Source organism: Pseudomonas sp. FeS53a (genome assembly GCF_000931385.1).
GTDB lineage: Bacteria > Pseudomonadota > Gammaproteobacteria > Pseudomonadales > Pseudomonadaceae > Metapseudomonas > Metapseudomonas otitidis.
Map to the genome: position 1 here is coordinate 24,169 of NZ_JYFT01000050.1, position 24,129 is coordinate 48,297.

21 protein-coding genes are annotated in these 24,129 nt (G+C 66.6%); 15 read left to right on the plus strand and 6 right to left on the minus strand.

Annotated features, from left to right (window positions below; genetic code table 11):
• Positions 1-293: 293 nt before the first annotated feature.
• Positions 294-1,910 (plus strand): L-aspartate oxidase, encoded by a 1,617-nt coding sequence (gene nadB, locus SZ55_RS14475; RefSeq protein ID WP_044407236.1) that lies wholly within the window; start codon positions 294-296, stop codon positions 1,908-1,910.
• Here the strand turns inward: nadB and SZ55_RS14480 are convergent.
• Both SZ55_RS14480 and SZ55_RS14485 read right to left on the minus strand, forming a co-directional pair.
• On the minus strand, positions 1,879-2,331 hold the full coding sequence (locus SZ55_RS14480; RefSeq protein WP_044407237.1) for a protein YgfX: 453 nt from the start codon (positions 2,329-2,331) through the stop codon (positions 1,879-1,881). The two genes, nadB and SZ55_RS14480, sit on opposite strands and share 32 nt — an antisense overlap.
• On the minus strand, positions 2,315-2,569 hold the full coding sequence (locus SZ55_RS14485; RefSeq protein WP_044407239.1) for an FAD assembly factor SdhE: 255 nt from the start codon (positions 2,567-2,569) through the stop codon (positions 2,315-2,317). Before SZ55_RS14485 ends, SZ55_RS14480 begins: the two co-directional genes overlap by 17 nt.
• Positions 2,570-2,689: 120 nt before the next feature.
• Here SZ55_RS14485 and ygfZ point away from each other — a divergent pair, with 120 nt between their 5' ends.
• The 3 genes from ygfZ (at position 2,690) to SZ55_RS14500 (ending at position 5,323) form a co-directional block, all read left to right on the plus strand.
• Positions 2,690-3,631 (plus strand): CAF17-like 4Fe-4S cluster assembly/insertion protein YgfZ, encoded by a 942-nt coding sequence (gene ygfZ / locus SZ55_RS14490; protein WP_044407242.1) that lies wholly within the window; start codon positions 2,690-2,692, stop codon positions 3,629-3,631.
• Positions 3,632-3,669: 38 nt separating this feature from the next.
• Positions 3,670-4,506, plus strand: coding sequence for an HDOD domain-containing protein (locus tag SZ55_RS14495; RefSeq protein WP_044407245.1), 837 nt, complete (start codon positions 3,670-3,672; stop codon positions 4,504-4,506).
• 61 nt (positions 4,507-4,567) lie between these two features.
• On the plus strand, positions 4,568-5,323 hold the full coding sequence (locus SZ55_RS14500; RefSeq protein WP_044407249.1) for a substrate-binding periplasmic protein: 756 nt from the start codon (positions 4,568-4,570) through the stop codon (positions 5,321-5,323).
• Positions 5,324-5,334: 11 nt separating this feature from the next.
• Here the strand turns inward: SZ55_RS14500 and SZ55_RS14505 are convergent, their stop codons facing one another.
• Both SZ55_RS14505 and SZ55_RS14510 read right to left on the minus strand, forming a co-directional pair.
• Complete coding sequence (locus SZ55_RS14505; protein ID WP_044407252.1) at positions 5,335-6,720, minus strand: sensor histidine kinase; 1,386 nt, start codon at positions 6,718-6,720, stop codon at positions 5,335-5,337.
• Complete coding sequence (locus SZ55_RS14510) at positions 6,713-7,384, minus strand: response regulator (protein WP_044407382.1); 672 nt, start codon at positions 7,382-7,384, stop codon at positions 6,713-6,715. Before SZ55_RS14510 ends, SZ55_RS14505 begins: the two co-directional genes overlap by 8 nt.
• A 200-nt stretch (positions 7,385-7,584) precedes the next feature.
• Here SZ55_RS14510 and SZ55_RS14515 point away from each other — a divergent pair, with 200 nt between their 5' ends.
• The 7 genes from SZ55_RS14515 to SZ55_RS14545 all read left to right on the plus strand — a co-directional run bounded on the left by SZ55_RS14515 (position 7,585) and on the right by SZ55_RS14545 (position 14,478).
• On the plus strand, positions 7,585-8,850 hold the full coding sequence (locus tag SZ55_RS14515; RefSeq protein WP_044407255.1) for an OprD family porin: 1,266 nt from the start codon (positions 7,585-7,587) through the stop codon (positions 8,848-8,850).
• Positions 8,851-8,880: 30 nt separating this feature from the next.
• On the plus strand, positions 8,881-9,858 hold the full coding sequence (locus tag SZ55_RS14520; RefSeq protein ID WP_044407258.1) for a Bug family tripartite tricarboxylate transporter substrate binding protein: 978 nt from the start codon (positions 8,881-8,883) through the stop codon (positions 9,856-9,858).
• A 99-nt stretch (positions 9,859-9,957) separates the two neighbouring features.
• Positions 9,958-10,413, plus strand: a complete 456-nt coding sequence (locus SZ55_RS14525; RefSeq protein ID WP_044407262.1) for a tripartite tricarboxylate transporter TctB family protein — start codon at positions 9,958-9,960, stop codon at positions 10,411-10,413.
• Positions 10,414-10,417: 4 nt separating this feature from the next.
• On the plus strand, positions 10,418-11,929 hold the full coding sequence (locus SZ55_RS14530; RefSeq protein ID WP_044407265.1) for a tripartite tricarboxylate transporter permease: 1,512 nt from the start codon (positions 10,418-10,420) through the stop codon (positions 11,927-11,929).
• Positions 11,922-12,974 (plus strand): AbrB family transcriptional regulator, encoded by a 1,053-nt coding sequence (locus tag SZ55_RS14535; protein ID WP_044407268.1) that lies wholly within the window; start codon positions 11,922-11,924, stop codon positions 12,972-12,974. Before SZ55_RS14530 ends, SZ55_RS14535 begins: the two co-directional genes overlap by 8 nt.
• 212 nt (positions 12,975-13,186) lie before the next feature.
• On the plus strand, positions 13,187-13,510 hold the full coding sequence (locus SZ55_RS14540) for a DUF6176 family protein (RefSeq protein ID WP_044407271.1): 324 nt from the start codon (positions 13,187-13,189) through the stop codon (positions 13,508-13,510).
• A 245-nt stretch (positions 13,511-13,755) separates the two neighbouring features.
• The gene (locus SZ55_RS14545; RefSeq protein ID WP_044407274.1) at positions 13,756-14,478 is read left to right on the plus strand and encodes a 4'-phosphopantetheinyl transferase family protein; all 723 of its coding nucleotides are present in this window, start codon (positions 13,756-13,758) and stop codon (positions 14,476-14,478) included.
• A gap of 1 nt (position 14,479) precedes the next feature.
• On the opposite strand, the gene SZ55_RS14550 is transcribed toward SZ55_RS14545, so the two are convergent.
• Together SZ55_RS14550 and SZ55_RS14555 are read right to left on the minus strand one after the other, a co-directional pair.
• On the minus strand, positions 14,480-16,096 hold the full coding sequence (locus SZ55_RS14550) for an ATP-binding protein (protein ID WP_044407277.1): 1,617 nt from the start codon (positions 16,094-16,096) through the stop codon (positions 14,480-14,482).
• Between the two features lie 37 nt (positions 16,097-16,133).
• On the minus strand, positions 16,134-16,856 hold the full coding sequence (locus SZ55_RS14555; RefSeq protein ID WP_044407386.1) for a response regulator: 723 nt from the start codon (positions 16,854-16,856) through the stop codon (positions 16,134-16,136).
• A 709-nt stretch (positions 16,857-17,565) separates the two neighbouring features.
• On the opposite strand from SZ55_RS14555, the gene SZ55_RS14560 reads away from it, so the two are divergent.
• The 4 genes from SZ55_RS14560 to SZ55_RS14570 all read left to right on the plus strand — a co-directional run bounded on the left by SZ55_RS14560 (position 17,566) and on the right by SZ55_RS14570 (position 23,638).
• Positions 17,566-20,460 (plus strand): ribonucleoside-diphosphate reductase subunit alpha, encoded by a 2,895-nt coding sequence (locus tag SZ55_RS14560; RefSeq protein WP_044407279.1) that lies wholly within the window; start codon positions 17,566-17,568, stop codon positions 20,458-20,460.
• Between the two features lie 315 nt (positions 20,461-20,775).
• The gene (locus SZ55_RS14565) at positions 20,776-22,020 is read left to right on the plus strand and encodes a ribonucleotide-diphosphate reductase subunit beta (protein ID WP_044407281.1); all 1,245 of its coding nucleotides are present in this window, start codon (positions 20,776-20,778) and stop codon (positions 22,018-22,020) included.
• A gap of 117 nt (positions 22,021-22,137) precedes the next feature.
• Complete coding sequence (locus tag SZ55_RS28040; RefSeq protein WP_152644488.1) at positions 22,138-22,926, plus strand: hypothetical protein; 789 nt, start codon at positions 22,138-22,140, stop codon at positions 22,924-22,926.
• 178 nt (positions 22,927-23,104) lie between these two features.
• Entirely contained in the window at positions 23,105-23,638 is a 534-nt protein-coding gene (locus tag SZ55_RS14570) for an REP-associated tyrosine transposase (RefSeq protein WP_044407284.1), read from the plus strand.
• Positions 23,639-24,129: the final 491 nt, after the last annotated feature.

Genomic DNA, 24,129 nt, shown 5'->3' on the forward strand with positions numbered 1-24,129 from the left:
AGTTCTCCCCTCCAAGCAAGCTTCCTGCAAGACCGTTTCCTTCTTGCACGGAATCACGCAGCAGGGTTCAACCGCTGCTGCGCGGATAATTTATTCGCCTGATTTGCCGCAGCCAGAGGAGCAGGAAGCCCCTCGCGGCACAACTCGCCAAGCACGTCACTTCATGTGCGACACACCTAAGAAAGCGGGGGGCAATGGAAAGTTCCCACGATTTATTCGGCGACCATGAACGCGCTATTGTGCCGACCACCCCCTCTATATACTAGGGGCCGCCTTCCCGCGGGATCCCCGACATGAGCCAACACTTCCAGCACGATGTACTGGTGATCGGCAGCGGCGCCGCCGGCCTCACCCTTGCGCTGACACTGCCCTCCCACCTGCGCATCGCCGTCCTCAGCAAGGGCGACCTGTCCCAGGGCTCGACCTTCTGGGCCCAGGGGGGCGTCGCTGCCGTCCTGGACGACACCGACACCGTCGATTCCCATGTCGAAGACACCCTCATCGCCGGGGCCGGGCTCTGTCGCGAGGATGCCGTCCGCTTCACCGTCGAGCACAGCCGCCAGGCCATCCAGTGGCTGATCGACCAGGGCGTGCCCTTCACCCGCGAGGACGAGAGCGCCCGTGAAGACGGTGGCTTCCAGTTCCACCTCACCCGCGAGGGCGGGCACAGCCACCGGCGCATCATCCATGCCGCCGACGCCACCGGTGCCGCCATCTTCAACACCCTGCTGGCCCGCGCACGGCAATGCCCCAACATCGAACTGCTGGAGCAGCACGTCGCCGTCGACCTGATCACCGAACGCAAGCTCGGCCTGCCCGGCCAGCGCTGCCTTGGTGCCTACGTGCTGAACCGCAGCAGCGGCGAGGTCGACACCTACGGCGCGCGCTTCACCGTGCTCGCCTCCGGCGGCGCCGCCAAGGTCTACCTCTACACCAGCAACCCCGACGGCGCCTGCGGTGATGGCATCGCCATGGCCTGGCGGGCCGGTTGCCGCGTGGGCAACCTGGAGTTCAACCAGTTCCACCCCACCTGCCTCTACCACCCGCAGGCCAAGAGCTTCCTGATCACCGAGGCGGTGCGCGGCGAAGGCGGCCTGTTGCGCCTGCCCAGCGGCGAGCGCTTCATGCAGCGCTTCGACCAGCGTGCCGAACTGGCCCCGCGCGACATCGTCGCCCGCGCCATCGACCACGAGATGAAGCGCCTGGGCATCGACTGCGTCTACCTGGACATCAGCCACAAGCCCGCCGAGTTCGTGAAGAGCCACTTCCCCACGGTCTACGAGCGCTGCCTGGGCTTCGGCATCGACATCACCCGCCAGCCCATCCCCGTGGTGCCCGCCGCCCACTACACCTGCGGCGGCGTGGTGGTGGACCGCCACGGCCACACCGACGTCCCCGGTCTCTACGCCATCGGCGAGACCAGCTTCACCGGCCTGCACGGCGCCAACCGCATGGCCAGCAACTCCCTGCTGGAGTGCTTCGTCTACGCCCGCTCCGCCGCCGAGGACATGCTCGGCCAGATGGAGCAGATCCCCGTTCCCGACAGCCTGCCCACCTGGGACGCCAGCCAGGTCACTGACTCGGACGAGGACGTGATCATCGCGCACAACTGGGACGAACTGCGGCGATTCATGTGGGATTACGTCGGCATCGTGCGCACCAACAAGCGCCTGCAGCGCGCCCAGCACCGGGTGCGCCTGCTGCTCAGCGAGATCGACGAGTTCTACTCCAACTACAAGGTCAGCCGTGACCTCATCGAGCTGCGCAACCTGGCCCAGGTGGCGGACCTGATCATCCGCTCGGCCATGCAGCGCAAGGAATCCCGGGGCCTGCACTACACCCTGGACTACCCCGACACCCTGCCCGAAGCCCACGACACTATTCTGGTGCCGCCCACCTTTGGCGACTGAAACGCAACTGCACCCGCAGGCGCCGATGCCAATCGGCGTCCATCGCATCGGCCGGCACGCAGAGCCCCTGGGCCCAGGGGCGACCCGGCTGGCGATAGACCAGCAGCACCGCCAGGGGTAGCGCCAGGCTGTCCGGCGAAAGTTGCACAGGCAGCCAGTCGCCGTCCCGGCGCAGCAACGCCAGCCCCTCCGACGACAGGCGCAACCCGAGGATCGCCGACGGCGCCGTCAGCAGGATGCGCCGGGGCAGCACCCAGGCCGCGTGGCCAGCGCACAGCAGCACGCCGAGCAGGCGCACCCAGGCCGGGCACTCGGCCGTCGCCAGCGCCACCAGGCATAGCATGAGAAGGAAGAGGTAGATCGCCAGCAGGCGCCGCGACGGGCGCCAGTGGCATTCGAAGGGACTACTTGGGCTGGACACGGTCCAGGATCATTTTCACGATGCGCCGCAGGTCCGCATCTTCCGGCTCGCCGCGCTGCATGAACCAGCCGAACATGTCCTGGTCCTCACATTCCAGCAGCTTGCGGTAACGAGCCTGGTCGGCCTCGTCGAGGTGCGGGTACGCCTCCTGCACGAAGGGGACCAGCAGCACATCCAGCTCCAGCATGCCGCGGCGGCTGTGCCAGAAGAGTCGGTTCAGTTCAGTTGCGTCGGCCATCGGGGTGCCTCCAGTAAACAGGCGCGCAGTATAACGGCACGGACGCCGGCCGGCACCCGCTGACAAGCCGCCGACCGGGCTCTATGATGACGCCCCGGACACCCTTTCCAGCGATATCCCATGGCTGAAACCGCATTCTTCTGCCCGCTCACCCACGAAGGCATCATCGCCGTCCGTGGCGTGGACGCCGCCAAGTTCCTCCAGGGCCAGGTCACCTGCAACCTCGCCTACCTCAACGACACCACCACCAGCCTCGGCGCCCGCTGCACCCCCAAGGGACGCATGGTCTCCAGCTTCCGCATCCTGCCCGAAGGCGACGGCTACCTGCTCGCCCTCGACGCCCAGCTGCTGGACGTGCAACTCGCCGACCTGAAGAAATACGCCGTGTTCTCCAAGGCCACCCTGACCGACGAGAGCGCCACCTGGGTGCGCTTCGGACTGGCCCAGGGCGACGCCGTGCTGGCCGCACTGGGCCTTGACCTGCCCACCGAACCCGGCGCCGTCGTACGCGCCGAGGGCCGCATCGCCCTGCGCCTCTCCGACGGTCGCGCCGAACTCTGGGCAGCGGCTGGCGAAGCCGACAGCCTGCGCGCCCAGCTCGCCGCCCACCTGCCCGAGGCCCCGCTGGATGCCTGGCTGCTGGCCCAGGTACGCGCCGGGGTCGGCCAGGTCTTCGCCGCCACCCGCGAGCTGTTCATCCCGCAGATGATCAACCTCCAGGCGGTCGGCGGCGTCAGCTTCAAGAAAGGGTGCTATACCGGGCAGGAGATCGTCGCCCGCATGCAGTACCTGGGCAAACTCAAGCGCCGCCTGCAGCGCCTGGCCCTGCCCGAAGGCGAACGCCCGGCCCCCGGCCTCGAACTCTTTTCCCCCGTTCACCAGAGCAGCGTCGGCGAAGTGGTGCTGGCCGCCCCGGCGGAACAGGGTTACGAACTCCTCGCCGTGCTCCAGGAAGACGCGGTCAACGACGGACGGATCCACCTGGGCGCCATCGACGGCCCCGTGCTGAACCTGCTCGACCTCCCCTACACGCTGGACGCCGACCGCGAGATCCAGCGCTGAGGGCCGGTCCAACCGCCTACAACGCCTAGAGAGCCCCCATGAGCAAGCTTGCCGAGAAAGTCCAGGAAGACCTGATCCGCGCCATCGACAACGATGAGCTGGTGCTGCCCACCCTGCCCGAAGTGGCGCTGAAGGTGCGCGAAGCCGCGGAAGACCCCGACGTGAGCATCCCCGCCCTGTCCAAGGTGATCGGCAACGACGCCGCCCTCACCGCCCGCATCATCAAGGTGGTGAACAGCCCGCTGCTGCGCACCAACAAGGAAATCACCGACCTGCAGATGGCCATCAGCCGCCTCGGCATCAACTACACCTGCAACCTCGCCACGGGCCTGGCCATGGAGCAGATGTTCCAGGCCACCTCCGACGTGGTCGACCGCAAGATGCGCGAAGTCTGGAACAAGAGCACCGAGATCGCCGGCATCTGCCACGTCCTCTGCCGCCACTACACCCGCCTCGCGCCGGACCAGGCCACCCTCGCCGGCCTGGTGCACCAGATCGGCGTGCTGCCGATCCTCACCTACGCCGAAGAGCACTACGAACTGCTGGCCGACTCCATCAGCCTCAACCACGTGATCGAGCGCATCCACCCGATCATCGGCGACCGCATCCTCAAGGCCTGGGAATTCCCCGCCCCGATCGCGCAGATCCCCAGCCAGTACCTGGATTTCACCCGCAACTCCCCCAAGGTCGACTACGTGGACATCGTCCAGGTCGCCACCCTGCAGAGCTACCTAGGCAGCGAGCACCCCTACACCCAACTCGACTGGAGCCAGGTCCCCGCCTTCGCCAAGCTCGGCCTCGACCCGCAGGTCGACATGCAGGCCGACGAAGACCTCTCCGCCGCCATGGAAGCGGCCATGAGCATGCTGCAGTGATCTAACGGGCGCGCCATCCCTGTCTAGACTCCCTGCATACATGGAGTACCGGACTCAGCGGATGCGCGCCCTCTTCCTTCTCTTCGCCCTTGCCTTCGGCAGCCTCGCCGCCGCTGAAGACGTGCGCCTCACCAACGGTGAATGGGCGCCCTACCTCGGCGCCACGCTGCCGCACCAGGGCGTCGCCTCGCGCATCGTCGCCGAAGCCTTCGCCCTGGAGGGCGTCACCGTCCACTGGGAGTTCTACCCCTGGGCCCGCGCCCTGCGCCTGGCCGAGAAAGGCGAGCGCCACGGCACCGCCATCTGGCTGCGCACGGCCGACCGCGAGCGGGATTTCTACGTCAGTGATCCGGTGATCGAAAGCGGCTACGTGCTGTTCCACCGCAAGGACACCGCCCTCGACTGGCAGAGCGTGGAGGACCTCCGGCAGTACCGCCTGGGCGCCACCATCGGCTACGACTACGGCGAGGCCTTCCAGCGTGCCGAGCAGGACGGCCGCCTGCGCGTGCAGCGCCTGGCCGCCGAGGAACAGGGCCTGCGCATGCTCCTGGCCGGCCGCATCGACGTGTTCCCCATGGACAAAGTGGTCGGCATCGCCAACCTGCAGCAAGGCTTCAGCCGCGAGGAACGCAGCCGCCTCACCTTCCACCCCCGGCCCCTGCGCAGCGACACCATGCACCTGCTGCTGTCCCGCTCGGTGCCCGGCAACGAACAGCTCATGGCGCGCTTCAACCAGGGCCTGGCGCAACTGCGCGAAAGCGGCAAGGTCGCCCGCTACCTGCTCGAAGCCGAACAGCCGCTGAGCGCCCTGCACTGACGGCAAGCCGTTCAGGCCGGCGGAAAGCTCACCCGCACCCGCAACCCACCCGCGCCGCCGTCGTGCAGGCTGATCTCGGCCATGTGCGCCCGGCAGATCTCGCCGACGATGGCCAGGCCCAGCCCGGCCCCGCTGGCCTGGGCCGTGCGCCGGTAGAAACGCTCGAACACCCGCTCGCGCTCTTCCGGCGGAATGCCGCTGCCCTCGTCCTCCACCTCCAGCACCGCCGGCGCCATCACCCGCAGGGTCACACTAGCGCCCTTCGGCGTATGGGCCAGGGCGTTGTCCACCAGGTTGCTGAGCAACTCGTTGAGCAGCGTCGGCTCGCCCATCACCCAGGCGCTGTCCTCGGCCTCCAGCGCCAGGGCGATGCCCCGCGCGTGGGCCAGGGGCGCCAGGGCCATCCCCAGCTCACGGGCCAGGGCACCCAGCTCGATGCGCTCGGCACCGCCCTCGGCAATCGCCCGCGCCCCGCTCTCGATGCGGGCCAGGGAGAGCAACTGGTTGGCCAGGTGGGTCAGCCGATCGGTGTTCGCCGCGCTTTCCTCCAGGGTCCGGCGCCAGGCGGCCGGGTCCTGCTCGCGCAGGCCCAGCTCGATCCGCGCCTTCAGGGCCGCCAGGGGCGTGCGCAACTCGTGGGAGGCGTCGGCGATGAAGTCCGCCTGGCGCTGGAACAGCCCGCGCAGGCGCTCGGTGAACCGGTTGAGCGCATCCACCAGCGGCTTGAGCTCGCTCTGCACCACCACCACCGGCAACGGGCGCATGTCGTCCGGCTGGCGCTCCTCCACCGCCGAGCGCAGCTGGTTGAGCGGACGCATCGCCGCACTCACCGCCAGCCACACCAGCCCCAGCGCCGCCAGGGACATCAGCGCCAGGCGCCACAGCGTATCCACCAGCAGCCCCCGGGCCAGGCGCTCGCGGGCCTCCTCGGTCTCCGCCACGCGGATTTCCGCCATGCCGTTGATGCTTGCCTCGCTCACCGGGCGCAGCAGGCTCACCACCCGCACGTCCACCCCGCCGTAGTTGGCATCGTAGAAGCGCGCCAGGGCCGGGTAGTCATCGGTGCGCGGCGTGCCAGGCGGCGGGCCAGGCAGGTTCTCGTAGCCGGAGACCAGCTTCCCCTCGATGTCGGTCACCTGGTAGAAGATCCGCCCCGCGCTGTCGTAGGCGAAGGTGTCCAGCGCCACATAGGGCACATCGGCCTTGAGCCGGCCGTCGGCCTCGTAGAGCCCGGCGGAAATAGCCCGGGCCGATGCCAGCAGGGTGCGGTCGTAGGCAGTGTCCGCCGCCTGACGGGCATTGAAGTAGGCACTCAGGCTGCCGAGCACCAGCAGCACCGCCAGCAGCAGCGCCAGCCGCCGCAGCAGCCGCCCGCGCAGGCTTCCCGACTCACGCATCCTGGTGCTCCAACAGGTAGCCCAGGCCGCGGAAGGTAACGATGCGCGCCGTGCTGCCCTCCAGCTTCTTGCGCAGGCGATGGATGTAGATCTCGATGGCGTCCGGGCTGGCCTCCTCGTCCAGGCCGAACACCTGGGCGGCCAACTGGTCCTTGCTCATCACCCGGCCAGGCCGCGCGATCAGCACCTCCAGCACCGCCTGCTCCCGCGAGGTCAGGGTCAGCGGCTGGCCGTCCAGGCTGAAGCGCCGGGTGCCCAGGTCATAGAGCAGCGGCCCGCAGCGCTGCTGCTGCTCGCCACCCAGCACCGTGCGCCGCAGCAGCGCCTTCACCCGCGCCTCCAGCTCCGACAGCTCGAAGGGCTTGGCCAGGTAATCGTCGGCCCCCAGGTTCAGGCCCAGCACCCGGTCCTTCACCTCGCCCCGCGCGGTGAGCATCAGCACCGGCAGCGTCTTGCCCCGCCCGCGCAGGCGCGACAGCACCTCGAAGCCATCCAGGCGCGGCAGCCCCACATCCAGCACCGCCAGGGCGTACTCCTCGCTGGACAGCGCCAGGTCCGCCGCCACGCCATCGTGCAGCACGTCCACCGTCCAGCCCGCCGCGCGCAGCGCCTGGGCCACGCTATCGGCCAATTGCAGATGGTCTTCGACGAGCAGGATTCGCACGGTGGAGTCCTCCAGGCTGTAGGAAACGGCCCGCAGTGTAACGGCCAACCACCGGCAAAAAACCGGCCTGCCGAATTCTTTCACGCTGAAAGCCTGGCGAAAGCTTCGCCCCCTAGGATCGCCACAGGGTGGACAAAACCACCCATCAATAGCCGGCCCTGGTTGAGCCGGCTTTACAAGAACAACAACGGAGACCACCGATGCACACTGCCTCCCGGCAGGCGTTGCCGCCTGCTCGCATCGTCAGCCTGGCCATCGCCGGCTGCACCCTCGCCCCGTTCGCCCAGGCTGACTTCATCAAGGACAGCTCGGCCACCCTCGAAGCCCGCAACATCTACCTGAACCGCGACTTCCGCGAAGGCACCGGCCAGTCCAAGCGCGACGAATGGGCCCAGGGTTTCATCCTCAACATCGAATCCGGCTTCACCGAAGGCACCGTCGGCTTCGGCGTGGACGCCCTCGGCATGGTCGGCGTCAAGCTCGACTCCGGCAAAGGCCGCAGCGGCACCGACCTGCTGCCGGTGCAGGACGACGGCGGCACCCCGGACACCTACGGCAAGCTGGGCCTGACCGGCAAGGTGCGCTTCTCCAAGAGCGAACTGCGCATCGGCAGCCACATTCCCGAGCTGCCGGTGGTCAAGGCCAGCGACAGCCGCATCCTGCCCCAGGTATTCGAAGGCGGCCTGCTCACCTCCAAGGAGATCGAAGGCCTCACCTTCACCGGCGGCCGTCTGCGCGAAGTGAAGGACCGCGCCTCCACCCACTCCGAAGACCTGGCCCTGAACAACAAGAACCGGCGCTTCGCCAGTGGCGCCAGCGGCGACCACTACGACCTGGCCGGTGCCGACTACGTGTTCAGCAAGCAGCTCACCGGGCGCTACTACTTCGCCGAGCTGGACGACGTCTACCGCCAGCACTTCTTCGGCCTGCTCGCCACCCAGCCCCTGGGCAGCGGCACCCTCAGCGCCGACCTGCGCTACGCCATCAGCGCCGACACCGGCCGCGCCGCCGCAGGCAAGGTGGACAACCGCGCGCTGAACGGCATGGTCAGCTACGGCCAGGGCGCCCACAAGGTCGGCCTCGGCTACCAGCGCATGAGCGGCGACACCGGCTACGCCTACATCGACGGCAGCGACCCGTTCCTGGTCAACTTCGTGCAGATCAACGACTTCGCCAACGCCGACCAGCGCTCCTGGCAGGCCCGCTACGACCTGGACTTCGCCAGCCTCGGCGTCCCCGGCCTGAGCTTCATGACCCGCTACATCACCAGCGACAACGCCCAGGTCACCGGCAGCGACCAGGAAGGCCGTGAATGGGAACGCGACGTGGAGTTCAAGTACGTCGTCCAGAGCGGCGCCCTCAAGGACCTCACCTTCCGCGCCCGCCACGCCGGCTTCCGCTCCAACTTCGCCCGGGATGCCGACGAACTGCGCCTGATCGTCAGCTACGCCCTCGCCATCTGGTGATCCACAATAAGACTCCACAGGAGACAACCGATGAAGACCGCCCTCTCCCGCCTTGCCCTGCTCGCCACCGGCCTGCTGCTCTCCACCCAGCTGATGGCCGAGCCCAAGCGCCCCGAGTGCATCGCCCCGGCCGCCCCCGGCGGCGGCTTCGACCTCACCTGCAAGCTGGCCCAGAGCGCCCTGATGGACGCCAAGCTGCTCAGCAAGCCCATGCGCGTCACCTACATGCCCGGTGGCGTGGGTGCCGTGGCCTACAACGCCGTGGTCGCCCAGCGCCCCGGTGACGCCGGCACCATCACCGCCTGGTCCAGCGGCTCCCTGCTCAACCTGGCCCAGGGCAAGTTCGGCCGCTTCGACGAGAACGCCGTGCGCTGGCTGGCCGGCATCGGCACCAGCTACGGCGCCATCGCCGTGCGCAACGACTCCCCCTACAAGACCCTCGACGACCTGGTCAAAGCCCTCAAGGCCGACCCGGGCAAGGTGGTGATCGGTTCCTCCGGCACCGTCGGCAGCCAGGACTGGATGCAGACCGCCCTGCTGGCCAAGGCCGCCGGCATCGACCCGCGCAACCTGCGCTACGTGGCCCTGGAAGGCGGCGGCGAGATCGCCACCGCCCTGCTCGGCGGGCACATCCAGGTGGGCAGTACCGACATCTCCGACTCCATGCCGCACATCCTCGCCGGCAACATGCGCATCCTCGCCGTGCTCTCCGACGAGCGCCTGCCGGGTGAAGACAAGGCCAACATCCCCACCGCCAAGGAACAGGGCTACGACATCACCTGGCCGGTGGTGCGCGGCTTCTACCTGGGCCCGAAGGTGAGCGACGAGGACTACGCCTGGTGGAAGGCCGCCTTCGACCAGCTGCTGGCCTCCGAGGACTTCGCCAAGCTGCGCGACCAGCGCGAGCTCTTCCCCTTTGCCATGACCGGCCCGGAACTGGACGCCTACGTGAAGCAGCGCGTCGCCCAGTACAAGGACATGGCCAAGGAGTTCGGCCTCACTCAGTAAGCGCTCACAAGAGCGTGAACAGACGCTAAGGCCCCGAACAGCCGGCTGAGCGCCCCCGCCAGCCGGCCCTCCGCGCCCCCATTCCGCGAGGAATCCCCCATGCTTTTTCAACGCCTGTTCAGTCTGGGCTGGCTGGTCGCATGCCTGTTTTTTGCCGCGCTCGCCTGGAACTACCACGCCGCCTTCTCCTATGAGCCGGTCGGCCCCCGCGCCTTCCCCCTGCTCACCCTCGGGCTGATGGCCGCTGCACTGCTGTGGCAGGTGCTGCGCCCCGGTGCCCTGCTGCACAAGCACGACGACACCCCGCTGGACGCCCCCACCCTGCGCAAGGTGATCGCCTGCATCGCCCTGCTGCTGGTCTACGCCGGGCTCTTCGAGCCGCTGGGCTTCATCCTCTCCAGCACCCTCGCCGGCCTGCTGATGGCCCGCCTGTACGGCGGCCGCTGGCTGCCCAGCGCCATCGCCGCGCTGGCCATCAGCGTTGGCCTCTACCTGCTGTTCGACAAGACCCTGGACGTGCCCCTGCCGCTGGGCCTCCTCGACTTCCTGGAGTGACGACATGGATACCTTGAGCTACCTCGGCCAGGGCTTCGGCGTGGCCCTCTCCCCCTACAACCTGGTCACCGCCCTGGTGGGCACCCTGATCGGCACCGTGGTGGGTCTGCTGCCGGGCCTCGGCCCGATCAACGGCGTGGCCCTGCTGATCCCGGTGGCCTTCGCCCTCGGCCTGCCGCCGGAGTCGGCGCTGATCCTGCTGGCCGCCGTGTACCTGGGCTGCGAATACGGCGGGCGCATCAGCTCCATCCTGCTGAACATCCCCGGCGAAGCCTCCACCGTGATGACCACCCTCGACGGCTACCCCATGGCCCGCCAGGGCCTGGCCGGTGTCGCCCTGTCGCTGTCGGCCTGGAGCTCCTTCATCGGCGCCTTCATCGCCACCTGCGGCATGGTGCTGTTCGCCCCGCTGCTGGCCAAGTGGGCCATCGCCTTCGGCCCGGCGGAGTACTTCGTGCTGATGGTGTTCGCCATCGTCGCCCTCGGCGGCATGGCTGGCGACCGGCCGCTGAAGACCTTCATCGCCGCCCTGCTCGGCCTGTTCCTCTCCACCATCGGCATCGACGCCAACAGCGGCGTTTACCGCTTCACCTTCGACAGCATCCATGTCGCCGACGGCATCCAGTTCGTGGTGCTGGTGCTGGGCCTGTTCTCGGTGAGCGAGATCCTCCTGCTGCTGGAGAAGACCCACCACGGCCACGTCGCGGTGAAGGCCACCGGGCGCATGCTGTTCAACCTCAAGGAGGCCGCCTCGGTCGCCGTGGTCAACCTGCGTTGCGGGGTGATGGGCTTCATCCTCGGCGTGCTGCCGGGCGCCGGCGCCACCCTGGCCAGCGCTGTGGCCTACATGACCGAGAAGAAGCTCGCCGGCGACTCCGGCAGGTTCGGCAAAGGCGACATGCGCGGCCTGGCCGCCCCGGAAACCGCCATCGGCGCCTCCGCCTGCGGCGCCATGGTGCCGATGCTGACCCTGGGCGTTCCCGGCTCCGGCACCACGGCGGTGATGATCGGCGCACTCACGCTGTACAACATCACCCCCGGCCCGATGCTGTTCCAGCAGCAGCCGGACATCGTCTGGGGCCTGATCGCCTCGCTGTTCATCGCCAACGTCATGCTGGTGATCCTCAACATCCCGATGATCCGGATATTCACCCGCATCCTCGCCGTGCCCAACTGGGCCCTAGTGCCGGTGATCGCCATCATCACCTCCATCGGCGTCTATGCCGTGCACGCCACCACCTTCGACCTGTTCCTGATGGTCGCCATCGGCATCTTCGGCTACATCCTGCGCAAGCTGGACTTCCCCCTCTCGCCGCTGCTGCTGGGCTTCATCCTCGGTGGGCTGATGGAGCAGAACCTGCGCCGCGCGCTGTCCATCTCCAACGGCGAGCTGGGCATCCTCTGGTCCAGCCCCATCGCCATCGGCACCTGGGTGCTGGTCGCGGTGATGCTGGCCCTGCCGCTGGTGCGCATCTGGCGCCGCCGCGCCCGCCGGGAGGCCCTGGCGGATGCGTGATGGCTGGCGCAGCTGGTGGGCGACGCCCCTGGTGGGCGCGGCGGGCGGCCTGCTCGCCAGCCTCGCCCACTGGCCGCTGCCGTGGATGATCGGCGCCCTGGTGGCGGTCATCCTGTTCCGCTGCGCCACGCCCTGGCAGATCCGTGACCTGCCGGGCGGGCGCAAGACCGGGCAATGGATCATCGGCATCGGCATCGGCCTGCACTTCACCCCCCAGGTGCTGGAGCAGGTCACCGCCCACTGGGCGCTGGTGCTCTTCGGTGCCCTGTTCACCAGCCTTTCCAGCGTCCTCGCCATCGGGCTGTTGCGCCGCAGCGGCGAGGACCGCGCCACCGCCTTCTTCGCCTGCATGCCCGGCGGCTCGGGGGAGATGGTCAACCTCGGCCAGCGCAACGGCGCCAGCACCAGCCGCGTGGCCGCGGCCCAGAGCCTGCGGGTGGTGGCCGTGGTGCTGTGCATACCGGCGCTGTTCAAGCTGCTGCTGGGCGACGGCCCCGCCCTGCACACCAGCGCCCCGGTGGACTGGGCCTGGCTGGCCGTGCTGGTACCGGCCGGCGGACTGGTGGCGCTGCTCTGGCAACGCCTGCGCCAACCCAACCCCTGGCTGTTCGGCCCGCTGCTGGTCAGTGCCTGCGCCAGCGTCGCCTGGGACCTGCACATCGGCCTGCCCCCAGGGGCCAGCCAGGTGGGCCAGTTGCTGATCGGCAGCGGCCTGGGCTGCCACTTCGACCGCCCCTTCTTCCGCCGCGCCCCGGCCTTCCTCGCCCGCACCCTGCTGGGCACCGCACTGATGATCGGCTTCGCCAGCCTCTGCGCCCTCGGCATCGCCTGGGCCAGCGCCCTGGACCTGCGCTCCCTGACCCTGGGGATGATGCCCGGCGGCATCGCCGAGATGAGCCTCACCGCCGAGACCCTGCAGCTCTCCGTCCCGCTGGTCACCGCCCTGCAGGTGGCCCGGCTGCTGCTGGTGCTGTTCCTGGCCGAACCGGTGTTCCGGTGCTGGCAGCGCCTGGGTGCATCAGGCCCTGGCGAACCAGGGCGCTGATCCCAGGGTGCATTGACGACTGAGCCCGTCGGACTCCGCCCAACGCGTCCACCTCCCCTCGCTGACGAACACGGCGCATTGAGCCGCCAACGCCCGCCCGTGGCAGCTCCAACGGCGTGAACGGCTGGCTGAGCAATCGGCAGCCGCCCTACCGCACGACCAGCCCGCGTTTAACCTCGGCATCCCCTTTCACCACACGCTGGAGTGCCGCAATGGATGTCGGTTCCGTACTGATCAAGCTGAAGAGCGACTCGATGGAACAGGTCGAGGCCTGGAGGAGCGAAATAGAACGCCGCAAGGCCGAAGCCGTGGAAACCCTCAAGGCGGAGGGCGTGACCGTCGAATCCTGGTTTCACCTGGAGCTGAACGGCGAACCGTTCCTGATCGCCTACATGCGGGCTCATGACATCGCCCACGCGCAGAAGGTGGGCCGGGAAAGCACCTTCGATATCGACCGCGTGCACAAGCGCTTCAAGGCCCACTGGGAGAAGGTCTACCCCGCCCGGCTGCTGGTGGACCTGGAGAACCCTGAATAAGGCGCGCTGCGCCAGGTGCAGAATCCAAAGCAAAAAAAACGGGAGCCACAGGGCTCCCGTTCTCGATTCAGAGAAAACGCCGGGGCCGATAACGGCCCCAGGCTACAACCTCACCTGCGTTCCAGAAGAAACGCACGGCTAGTCTGGCAAAAGCCGACTGGACGATCCGTTTAGCTTTGGTAACCCGATTGCAAACATATGTAACCGAGCCAGCGTCTGGTCGGCCGCCCCACCGGCGCGGCAGAATGCGCGCCATGAACCTGACCCTGCCCCTCTTCTGCACCCAGCCCGATGCCGCCTGGCCCTTCGCCGAGGCGCTGGAGGGCGTGGGTTTCCACAGCTGCCGCTTCGACCCGGCGGCCCTCGACGATGGCGACTTCGCCCGCTGCAACATCCCCACCACGCCGAGCATCCAGCGCTCGGTGGCCAAGCGCCGTGCGGAGTACCTGGCCGGGCGGCTCTGCGCGCGGGCGGCCTTGCAGGCGCTCACCGGGCAGGCCGAGGTGCCCGCCACCGGCGAGGACCGGGCGCCGGTGTGGCCGGCCGCCGTCGTCGGCTCCATCACCCACGGCACCGGCCAGGCGGCCAGCGTGGTGGCCCGTGCCAAGGCATGGCGCGGCCTGGGGCTGGACCTGGAGCAGCGCCTGGAACCCGAGCGCGCCCTGCGCCTGGCCGGGGAGATCCTCACCGAGGCCGAGCTGCAACGGCTCGACGCCCTCCAGCTGGAGGCCAGGGCCGAGCGGGTGACCCTGACCTTCTCCATCAAGGAGAGCCTGTTCAAGGCGCTCTACCCGCTGGTGGGGGTGCGCTTCTATTTCCACGACGCGGAAGTGCTGGCGGTGGACGGCCACCGCGTGCAGCTGCGCCTGTTGATCGACCTGTCCGCCGAATGGCACCAGGGCCGCGAGTTGCAGGGGCAGGTGCGCCACTACCCGGACCGCCTGCTGACCCTGGTGGCGGTGCGCTGACTCAGGAAGGCAGGCGTTCGCCCTGCCGGCACGGCCAGACCAGGCTGAACTGCGCGCCGCCCAGGGCCTCGCTGCGGCCGATCTGCGCCCGCCCGCTGTGCCAATAGATGATGCGCCGGACGATGGACAGGCCCAGGCCATGCCCGCCGGAGGCGCGGGTGCGGCTGTCGTCCAGCCGCAGGAAGGGGGTGAAGATGCGTTCCCAGGCGCTTTCCGGCACGCCGGGGCCGTCGTCCTCCACGTCGATGCGGCACAGCGCTTCGCCAATCTGGAAACTCAGGCGCACCCGCGACTCGGCGTGGCGCATGGCGTTGCTCACCAGGTTCTGCAGGGCCCGGTGCAGGTAGCGCGGCTCGGCCTCCACCCAGGCGCCCTCCTCGACACGGCCGAAGGCATGGCCGCGCTCGACGCGGATGGCCGGGCGCAGCGGCGCCAGCTCGGCGATCACCTGCTCCATCAGCGCATCCAGGTCGACCCGCTGGAAGTTCAGCGCCGGCGTGCCCTGCTCCAGGCGGGCGTAGGTCAGCATCTCGTCCACCAGCTTGTCGAGTTCCTGGATGTCGCCGTCCATGCCCTCCATGTACTTGCGCCGCGCGGTGTCGGTCTCGGCGTCGGCGATCATCTCCAGGCCGAAGCGCAGCCGCGCCACCGGCGTGCGCAGCTCGTGGGACACCGCCCGCACCAGCTCGCGCTGCACCGAGAGCAACTGCTGCAACTGCTCGGCCATGCCGTTGAAGGCGGCCGCCAGGCGCCCCACCGAGTCCGCGCCACGGGCCGGTACGCGGGCGTCCAGCTTGCCGTGGGCGATGCGCGTGGCCGCCGCTTCCAGCCCCAGCAGGCGCCGCTCCAGCTGGCGCACCAACAGGTAGATGGTGAGGCCGATCAGGCTCAGCCCGAGCACGCCGATGAGGATCAGCAGCTCCGGCGGGTAGGGGTTCATCAACACCAGCGGGCCGATCTCCAGCACCCAGGGCGTGTCGACGATGCCGGCGAAGATGCGGATGGAGTCGCCGCCCTTGCCCAGGGCCATCACCGTGTCGCCCTCGTCCACCCGGCGCCGCTGGTCTTCGTCGAGGTCGGCGTTCTCCAGGGTCACCAGGTGCAGGTCGAAGCCGAACTGCTTGCTCTCCTTCAGGGCGGCCAGGCGCTGCGGCTGCTCGTTGACCGGGTAGCGCACCAGTTCGTCGATCAGCAGGTAGACGGTGGCCCGGGCCAACTGCTCGCTGATCTGCTGCACCTCGCCGGTGAGCACCAGGTGGTCCTTCTCGCTCACCAGGCTGTAGACCTTGGCGGCGTGGGGGCCGGTCTGCTCCACCATCACCTGGCGGCGCAACACGCGGGAACGCACGCCGCTGTCGAGGCGGTCCTCATCCAGGTCCTGCAGCGCCAGGGGAATGCCCAGCAGGCGGCTCCACAGCACCAGGGCGCGGCGGCGCTCCACCTGGGTCATGGGTTCGAGGTTGTCGGACATCAGGCGGAAGGTGCCGCGCGCCAGGCTTTCCCGGTAGCGGTCGGCGCGCACCTCGTTGACCTGGTGCAGGGTGAATACCCCCAGCAGGGCCACCAGCACCAGGGTGGCCAGCAGGCCGCCGTAGATGCGCAGGAAAATGGAGTTCATGGCCGCCCCCAGGCCACGGCCGAGCGGGCGGCGCGGGTCATGGCTGGCCGTCGGCCGCCTCGCCGACGAACAGGTAGCCCTTGCTGCGCACCGTCTTGATCAGGCGCGGGTGCATCGGGTCGTCGCCGATCTTGGGGCGGATGCGCGAGATGCGCACGTCGATGGAGCGGTCCTGGCCGTCGTACTCGATGCCGCGCAGGGCATTGAAGATCTCCTCGCGGGAGAGGATGCGCCCGGCGTTCACCGCCAGCAGCCAGAGCAGGTCGAACTCGGCGCTGGTCAGCTCGATGCTGCGCTCGCTGAGCCAGGCCTCGCGCATGGCGTTGTCGATCACCAGGCTGCCGAATTCCAGGCGCCGCGGGGTGTCTTCCACGCTGTCGGTCACGCCCTCGCTGCGCCGCAGCAGGGCACGGATGCGCGCCAGCAGCACGCGCGGGCGCACCGGCTTGCACACGTAGTCGTCGGCGCCCATCTCCAGGCCCAGCACCTGGTCCATGTCGTCGGTGCGCGCGGTGAGCATCAGGATCGGGCCGTCGTAGCGCCCCCGTACCTTGCGGCAGATGGACAGGCCATCCTCACCCGGCAGCATCAGGTCCAGGATCACCAGGTCCGGGCGTTCCGCCAGGATGCGCGCCACCGCCTGGCCGCCGTCCGACTCGATGGACACCCGCAGGCCGTTGCCTTCCAGGTATTCACGGGTCAGCTCGGCCAGTCGCTGGTCGTCTTCGACAATGAGGATGCGCCAGGCTTCTTGTTCCACCACCTACTCCCACTCCAGCGCCGCGAGGGCCAGGAAAAACGCGCGGATTGTAGCAATGCCGGCCATTCTGCACAGCGCATGCCAGAACAGCGGAAAAACACTACATATTGTGTTAGCTTGCGCACCCGTCGGCATCCTCTGATAGCGCCTGAAAAGGCCTGCGAAGTGACGACGAACGGCGTACCCCACGCCGCCCAAGGCCTACCCGGCGCCCGCCGGCCGCCGCGCACAGCGCACCCACAACTTATCCACAGCTTGTTCAGTACCCCTCGCCTTGCAATAGCCCAGACAGCGCATTATCTTGTACCCCCATCGCGCAGCACCCCTACATATTGGGGTTTTGCTAGATCACCAGGCACAACCAGAATCAAGTCCCGAAGAGCCTTTTCCGTGCATTCGAACCCGGTGATCCATCGAGAGTCCAACCCACCGCGCTGCCCCGGCAGACGGTGCCGGGGCGAGACGCGCAAGACGTGACCGCCACCGGAAGCGGTGCGCAGCCGGAGCAGGCCGCACCACTAGGTATTGTGTTTCAGTCGTCGTGCCTTAACACGGCGACCCTAGACTTTGTAGGGCCAGGGAGGCACCTGAGTCCGACCTCTCTGCCTTGTAGTACCCACCGCCTGGCCCTGGCCGGCGCGGTGAGCTTTGTAACGGAATAACGGGTGCCCCGGCGCCCAACCAGACCTATACGAACATGGAGACCCCCATGCAGACCGACACCACTCGCGAGAACCCGCAGGCCAACGCGCCGCTGGCAGCCGACTCCGCCCAGGACCTGGCCGCCACCGCTCCCGGCCAGCTGCGCGTGATCAAACGCAACGGCACCGTCGTCCCCTACACCGATGACAAGATCACCGTTGCCATCACCAAGGCGTTCCTCGCCGTGGAAGGCGGTACTGCCGCTGCTTCTTCCCGCATCCATGAAACCGTTGCCCGCCTGACCGAGCAGGTCACCGCGACCTTCAAGCGTCGCATGCCCTCCGGCGGCACCATCCACATCGAAGAAATCCAGGACCAGGTCGAGCTGAGCCTGATGCGCGCCGGCGAGCAGAAGGTCGCCCGCGACTACGTGCTCTACCGCGAAGCCCGCGCCCAGGAGCGCGCCAAGCGTGGCGCCGCCGCCAGCGACGTTGCCGTGCCGCACCCGAGCATCCGCATCACCAAGGCCGACGGCAGCGTCCAGCCGCTGGACATGGGCCGCCTGCAGACCATCATCCGCGAAGCCTGCGAAGGCCTGGCCGAGGTGGACGGCGCCCTGATCGAGCGCGAAACCCTGAAGAACCTGTACGACGGCGTGGCCGAGAAGGACGTCAACACCGCCCTGGTGATGACCGCCCGGACCCTGGTGGAACGTGAGCCGAACTACTCCTACGTCACCGCCCGCCTGCTGATGGACACCCTGCGCGCCGAAGCCCTGGGCTTCCTCGGCGTTGCCGAAAGCGCCACCCACCACGAAATGGCCAACCTCTACACCAAGGCCCTGGCCGCCTACGTCGAGAAAGGCTCCGAGTTCGAGCTGATCGACCCCAAGCTCAAGGAATTCGACCTGGCCAAGCTGGGCGCCGCGCTGAACCACGAGCGTGACCAGCAGTTCACCTACCTCGGCCTGCAGACCCTGTACGACCGCTACTTCATCCACAAGGACGGCATCCGCTTCGAACTGCCGCAGGTCTTCTTCATGCGCGTGGCCATGGGCCTGGCCATCGAAGAGAAGGACCGTGAAGCCCGCGCCATCGAGTTCTACAACCTGCTCTCCTCGTTCGACTACATGTCGTCGACCCCGACCCTGTTCAACGCCGGCACCCTGCGTCCGCAGCTGTCGTCCTGCTACCTGACCACCGTGCCGGACGACCTGTCGGGCATCTACAACGCGATCCACGACAACGCCATGCTGTCGAAATTCGCCGGTGGCCTGGGCAACGACTGGACCCCGGTGCGCGCGCTGGGCTCCTACATCAAGGGCACCAACGGCAAATCCCAGGGCGTCGTCCCCTTCCTGAAAGTGGTCAACGACACCGCCGTGGCCGTGAACCAGGGCGGCAAGCGCAAGGGCGCCGTCTGCGCCTACCTGGAAACCTGGCACCTGGACATCGAGGAATTCCTCGAACTGCGCAAGAACACCGGTGACGACCGTCGCCGCACCCACGACATGAACACCGCGAACTGGATTCCGGACCTGTTCATGAAGCGCGTCTTCGACGACGGCAAGTGGACCCTGTTCTCCCCGTCCGAAGTGCCGGACCTGCACGACCTGACCGGCAAGGCCTTCGAAGAGCGCTACGAGTATTACGAAGCCCTGACCGAGTACAACAAGATCAAGGTGTTCAAGGTCGTCCAGGCCAAGGACCTGTGGCGCAAGATGCTCTCCATGCTGTTCGAGACCGGCCACCCGTGGCTGACCTTCAAGGACCCGTGCAACCTGCGCAGCCCGCAGCAGCACGTGGGCGTCGTCCACAGCTCGAACCTGTGCACCGAGATCACCCTGAACACCAATGCCGACGAAATCGCCGTCTGCAACCTGGGCTCGATCAACCTGGTCAACCACATCGTCGACGGCAAGCTGGACACCGCCAAGCTGCAGAAGACCGTGAAGACCGCCGTGCGCATGCTCGATAACGTCATCGACATCAACTACTACTCGGTCCCGCAGGCTCGCAACTCGAACCTCAAGCACCGCCCGGTAGGCCTCGGCATCATGGGCTTCCAGGACGCCCTGTACCTGCAGCACATCGCCTACGGCTCCGACGCGGCCATCGAGTTCGCCGACAAGTCCATGGAAGCGGTGAGCTACTTCGCCATCCAGGCCTCCTGTGACCTGGCCGACGAGCGCGGCGCCTACGAGACCTTCGACGGCTCCCTGTGGTCCAAGGGCATCCTGCCGCTGGACTCCCAGCAGATCCTCATCGAAGCCCGTGGCCAGAAGTACATCGACGTCGACCTGACCGAGTCCCTCAACTGGGCCCCGGTGCGCGAGCGCGTCAAGAAAGGCATCCGCAACTCGAACATCATGGCCATCGCCCCGACCGCGACCATCGCCAACATCACCGGCGTATCGCAGTCCATCGAGCCGACCTACCAGAACCTGTACGTGAAATCGAACCTCTCCGGCGAGTTCACCGTGATCAACCCCTACCTGGTACGCGACCTCAAGGCCCGCGGCCTGTGGGACCCGGTCATGGTCAACGACCTGAAGTACTACGACGGCTCCGTGCAGCAGATCGAGCGCATCCCGCAAGACCTGAAAGACCTGTACGCCACCGCCTTCGAAGTCGAGACCAAGTGGATCGTCGACGCCGCCAGCCGCCGCCAGAAGTGGATCGATCAGGCCCAGTCCCTGAACCTCTACATCGCCGGCGCCTCCGGCAAGAAGCTGGACGTGACCTACCGCATGGCTTGGTACCGTGGCCTGAAGACCACCTACTACCTCCGTGCCCTAGCCGCCACCAGCACCGAGAAGTCCACCATCAACACCGGCAAGCTCAACGCCGTCAGCTCGGTGATCGACGAAGGCCTGCAGGCTGCCCCGGCCGCCGCGCCGCAGCCGGCGCCGGTGCCGAAGGCTTGCTCCATCGACAACCCCGACTGCGAAGCCTGCCAGTAACGCAGTCCCCGGCGCGGCCATCGCGTTGTTGGCCACTCGGCCGGACCCCATCACGTACGGACGTACGCTCAGGGGCTCCGGCCAAGTGTCCGCCTAGCGCTGACTCACGCCGGAAACTGCGGCGCGCCCGCAGCCAGCCCTCCCCTCTCCCGCCAGCGGGAGAAGGGGACGGGTAAAGAGGGAAACCTCAAGCAGTACCGAATCCGAACAGCACGTCCACAAACCGGGCGTGCAGGCCAGGCAAAGCACCGCCGGCCAGATGATCGCTTTAGCGTGCAACCCACTTTCACGCATCCAGACACCAGGAGAGGAAACATGCTCAGCTGGGACGAATTCGACAAAGAAGACCCCACCGAAGCCAAGGCCGCGCCCGCCGTTGCCCAGGCCGCGCAGAACGCCGACAAGCTCGACGACGAAGCCGCCGGCTCCGTACAGGACGCCCGCGCCGTATCGGCTGACGACTCCGACGCCGTCGCCCGCGCCAAGAAGGCCCTCGACGCCCTCGACATCCAGGAAGGCCTGGACGACCTCGAAGGCGCTTCCGCGCGCGTACAGGTCGGCGACAAGCAGATGATCAACGCCCGTGCCGACCTCAACCAGCTCGTACCCTTCAAGTACGACTGGGCCTGGCAGAAGTACCTGGATGGCTGCGCCAACCACTGGATGCCCCAGGAAGTGAACATGAACGCCGACATTGCCCTGTGGAAGAGCAAGGACGGCCTCAGCGAAGACGAGCGCCGCATCGTCATGCGCAACCTCGGCTTCTTCTCCACCGCCGACTCCCTGGTTGCCAACAACCTGGTACTGGCCGTGTACCGCCTGATCACCAACCCCGAATGCCGCCAGTACATCCTGCGCCAGGCCTTCGAAGAGGCGATCCACACCCACGCCTACCAGTACTGCATCGAGTCCCTGGGCATGGATGAAGGCGAGATCTTCAACATGTACCACGAGATTCCGAGCGTCGCGAAAAAGGCCTCCTGGGGCCTCAAGTACACCCGCTCCATCTCCGACCCGCAGTTCAACACCGGCACCCCGGAAACCGACCGCCAGTTCCTGCGCAACCTGATCGCCTACTACTGCGTACTGGAAGGCATCTTCTTCTACTGCGGCTTCACCCAGATCCTCTCCATGGGCCGCCGCAACAAGATGACCGGCACCGCCGAGCAGTTCCAGTACATCCTGCGCGACGAATCCATGCACCTGAACTTCGGCATCGACGTGATCAACCAGATCAAGATCGAAAACCCGCACCTGTGGGATGCCCAGATGAAGGACGAAGCCACCCAGATGATCCTCCAGGGCACCCAGCTCGAGATCGAATACGCACGCGACACCATGCCGCGCGGCGTACTGGGCATGAACGCCGCGATGATGGAGGACTACCTCAAGTTCATCGCCAACCGCCGCCTGACCCAGATCGGCCTGAAAGAGGAATACCCGGGCACCACCAACCCGTTCCCCTGGATGAGCGAAATCATGGACCTGAAGAAAGAGAAGAACTTCTTCGAGACCCGTGTGATCGAGTATCAGACTGGTGGTGCACTGAGCTGGGATTGATTCCGGGTCAAACCATTAGGACTACTTGAAACGCTTCAACCTGATATGGATTTTCGGGGTAGCGAAGAAAGACGAAACCCCGCCTTGTGCGGGGTTTTTATTTTCCCAAGGTCAGTTATGCGCAAATCACATACTTTTCTGTTACTGCTTTCCTTCCTGGCCAATAACTACAGTCATGCTGACTTGCTGAAAGGCGAAGAAGAGTACGACAAAGCAATTTTAGCCTCGTCCCAACTACAGGCAATTTTGCTAGAGGAAAAAAGCCAACCAATAGGAAAAGAAGAGCCAGCCAGGAAAGAACAACTGAGAGAAGCTGTCCTCAAGAGCACTGCAACATATAAAGATAACTTGGAGACCTCTGCAAAACTTGGCTTCGCACCAGCGCAACACCTTCTTGCCTATACCCTCATATTTGAAAAACCAAAAAACGAAAAAAGAATTTGCGAACTACTTGAACTCGCATCTAATCAGGGCCTACTCGCCTCCAGCCTAGCCAAAAGAGCTTCATGTTCCGAATCAAGGAACATTATGAAAATTATTGAGGCACAACAGAAAGCGACACACGATATAGCCACCAGCCTATCAAGCGGCGACCCTTATTCCAGGTTTTACCCAATCCAGGCCTTCCAGCGACCTGAATGTGAAGATCTACCTTCGCTCGGCGAAAACCCCACATTGGAAGAAATGACGGCAGCACTCGCCGCTCCAAAGCTAAGCCTCGCCCAGTTCACTGCGGAGGCGCACTTCATTGTTGCCCGTTATGAAAAAAATCTAGAAACCAAAGATGCACTTAAGCATCTAAGCCAAGCAGAGGAATCCGGTTGCAAAAGCCAGCATTTAATTAATATCAAGCGCAATCTGACCAAGCGCCTTGAACAGCAAAAACTTGGTACTCAAAAGAACTAATCCGATTTAGTGCGTAGGGTGGATGGCGCTCTTTCCATCCACCAGTCGGCGTTGCGTGCGGCACAACGGTGGATCGGTGAAACGCGATCCACCCTACCGGGGCCTGAACGTCGGGTGCCGGGGAAGGTGGAAACGATCTTCCCGTTCACCTGCACCGCCACTGACTCAAGGAGGGGTCATGTCCAATTACCGCCGCGCACGAATGCCGGGCGGCACCTACTTCTTTACCGTCAACCTGCGTGACCGGAGCAGCGACCTGCTGGTGCGCGAGATTCACCTGCTGCGCCAGACGGTGGGATTGGTGAAGGCGCGCCTGCCCTTCCACATCGATGCCTGGGTGGTGCTCCCCGAACACATGCATTGCCTCTGGACGCTGCCACCCGGCGACCACGCCTTTGCCGAACGCTGGAAGGCCATCAAATTCGCCTTCTCCAAGCGCCTGCCCGACACCGAACCCCGTACCGAACGGCAACGGACGCGAAAGGAGCGCGGCATCTGGCAACGTCGCTATTGGGAACACCTGATTCGCGACGACCTCGATTACCAGCGGCATTTCGATTACATCCACATCAACCCGATGAAACACGGGCACGTCCAACAGGTTCGGGATTGGCCGTATTCCAGCTTTCACCGAGCGGTGCGGGACGGCATCTACCCGCCAGATTGGGCCGGGAACGGGGTTGATACCGACGGAGCGCAGTGGGGCGAGTGAGACCTGCGCCGGGCGAGCCGAGCGCGGCACAGCGGTGGATCGATAAAGCGCGATCCACCCTACGGGCCAAGCGCCAGAAGTCGGGCGAGGCGTGATGAGGGATCGCGGAAGCCCGGCCCACCGGCCAAGCGCCAAAAGCCATTCGGGGCGTAGGGTGGATGGCGCTCTTCCCATCCACCAACCGCCGTCGCGCGCGGCACAACGGTGGATCGATGAAGCGCGATCCACCCTACGGGCCATGCGCCAGGAGTCGGGCGAGGCGTGATGAGGGACCGGTGAAGCCCGGCCAACCGGCCAAGCGCCAGAAGCCATTCGGGGCGTAGGGTGGATGGCGCTCTTCCCATCCACCAACCGGCGTCAAGCACGGCACACCGGTGGATCGATGAAGCGCGATCCACCCGCCCCCGCCCTCCTGCTTCCGCCTGCCCGATCAGCCATTTCCCACGCAGCAACTGCATTGCCACCTTCCGGGTGCGCCCATAGCCTCCGTC

Bases quoted from the DNA above. Each gene is read 5' to 3' on its own strand.
- nadB (WP_044407236.1), top strand. From the start codon at position 294: ATGAGCCAACACTTCCAGCACGATGTACTGGTGATCGGCAGCGGCGCC.
- SZ55_RS14485 (WP_044407239.1), bottom strand. From the start codon at position 2,569: ATGGCCGACGCAACTGAACTGAACCGACTCTTCTGGCACAGCCGCCGC.
- ygfZ (WP_044407242.1), top strand. From the start codon at position 2,690: ATGGCTGAAACCGCATTCTTCTGCCCGCTCACCCACGAAGGCATCATC.
- SZ55_RS14495 (WP_044407245.1), top strand. From the start codon at position 3,670: ATGAGCAAGCTTGCCGAGAAAGTCCAGGAAGACCTGATCCGCGCCATC.
- SZ55_RS14500 (WP_044407249.1), top strand. From the start codon at position 4,568: ATGCGCGCCCTCTTCCTTCTCTTCGCCCTTGCCTTCGGCAGCCTCGCC.
- SZ55_RS14505 (WP_044407252.1), bottom strand. From the start codon at position 6,720: ATGCGTGAGTCGGGAAGCCTGCGCGGGCGGCTGCTGCGGCGGCTGGCG.
- SZ55_RS14515 (WP_044407255.1), top strand. From the start codon at position 7,585: ATGCACACTGCCTCCCGGCAGGCGTTGCCGCCTGCTCGCATCGTCAGC.
- SZ55_RS14520 (WP_044407258.1), top strand. From the start codon at position 8,881: ATGAAGACCGCCCTCTCCCGCCTTGCCCTGCTCGCCACCGGCCTGCTG.
- SZ55_RS14525 (WP_044407262.1), top strand. From the start codon at position 9,958: ATGCTTTTTCAACGCCTGTTCAGTCTGGGCTGGCTGGTCGCATGCCTG.
- SZ55_RS14530 (WP_044407265.1), top strand. From the start codon at position 10,418: ATGGATACCTTGAGCTACCTCGGCCAGGGCTTCGGCGTGGCCCTCTCC.
- SZ55_RS14535 (WP_044407268.1), top strand. From the start codon at position 11,922: ATGCGTGATGGCTGGCGCAGCTGGTGGGCGACGCCCCTGGTGGGCGCG.
- SZ55_RS14540 (WP_044407271.1), top strand. From the start codon at position 13,187: ATGGATGTCGGTTCCGTACTGATCAAGCTGAAGAGCGACTCGATGGAA.
- SZ55_RS14545 (WP_044407274.1), top strand. From the start codon at position 13,756: ATGCGCGCCATGAACCTGACCCTGCCCCTCTTCTGCACCCAGCCCGAT.
- SZ55_RS14550 (WP_044407277.1), bottom strand. From the start codon at position 16,096: ATGAACTCCATTTTCCTGCGCATCTACGGCGGCCTGCTGGCCACCCTG.
- SZ55_RS14560 (WP_044407279.1), top strand. From the start codon at position 17,566: ATGCAGACCGACACCACTCGCGAGAACCCGCAGGCCAACGCGCCGCTG.
- SZ55_RS14565 (WP_044407281.1), top strand. From the start codon at position 20,776: ATGCTCAGCTGGGACGAATTCGACAAAGAAGACCCCACCGAAGCCAAG.
- SZ55_RS28040 (WP_152644488.1), top strand. From the start codon at position 22,138: ATGCGCAAATCACATACTTTTCTGTTACTGCTTTCCTTCCTGGCCAAT.
- SZ55_RS14570 (WP_044407284.1), top strand. From the start codon at position 23,105: ATGTCCAATTACCGCCGCGCACGAATGCCGGGCGGCACCTACTTCTTT.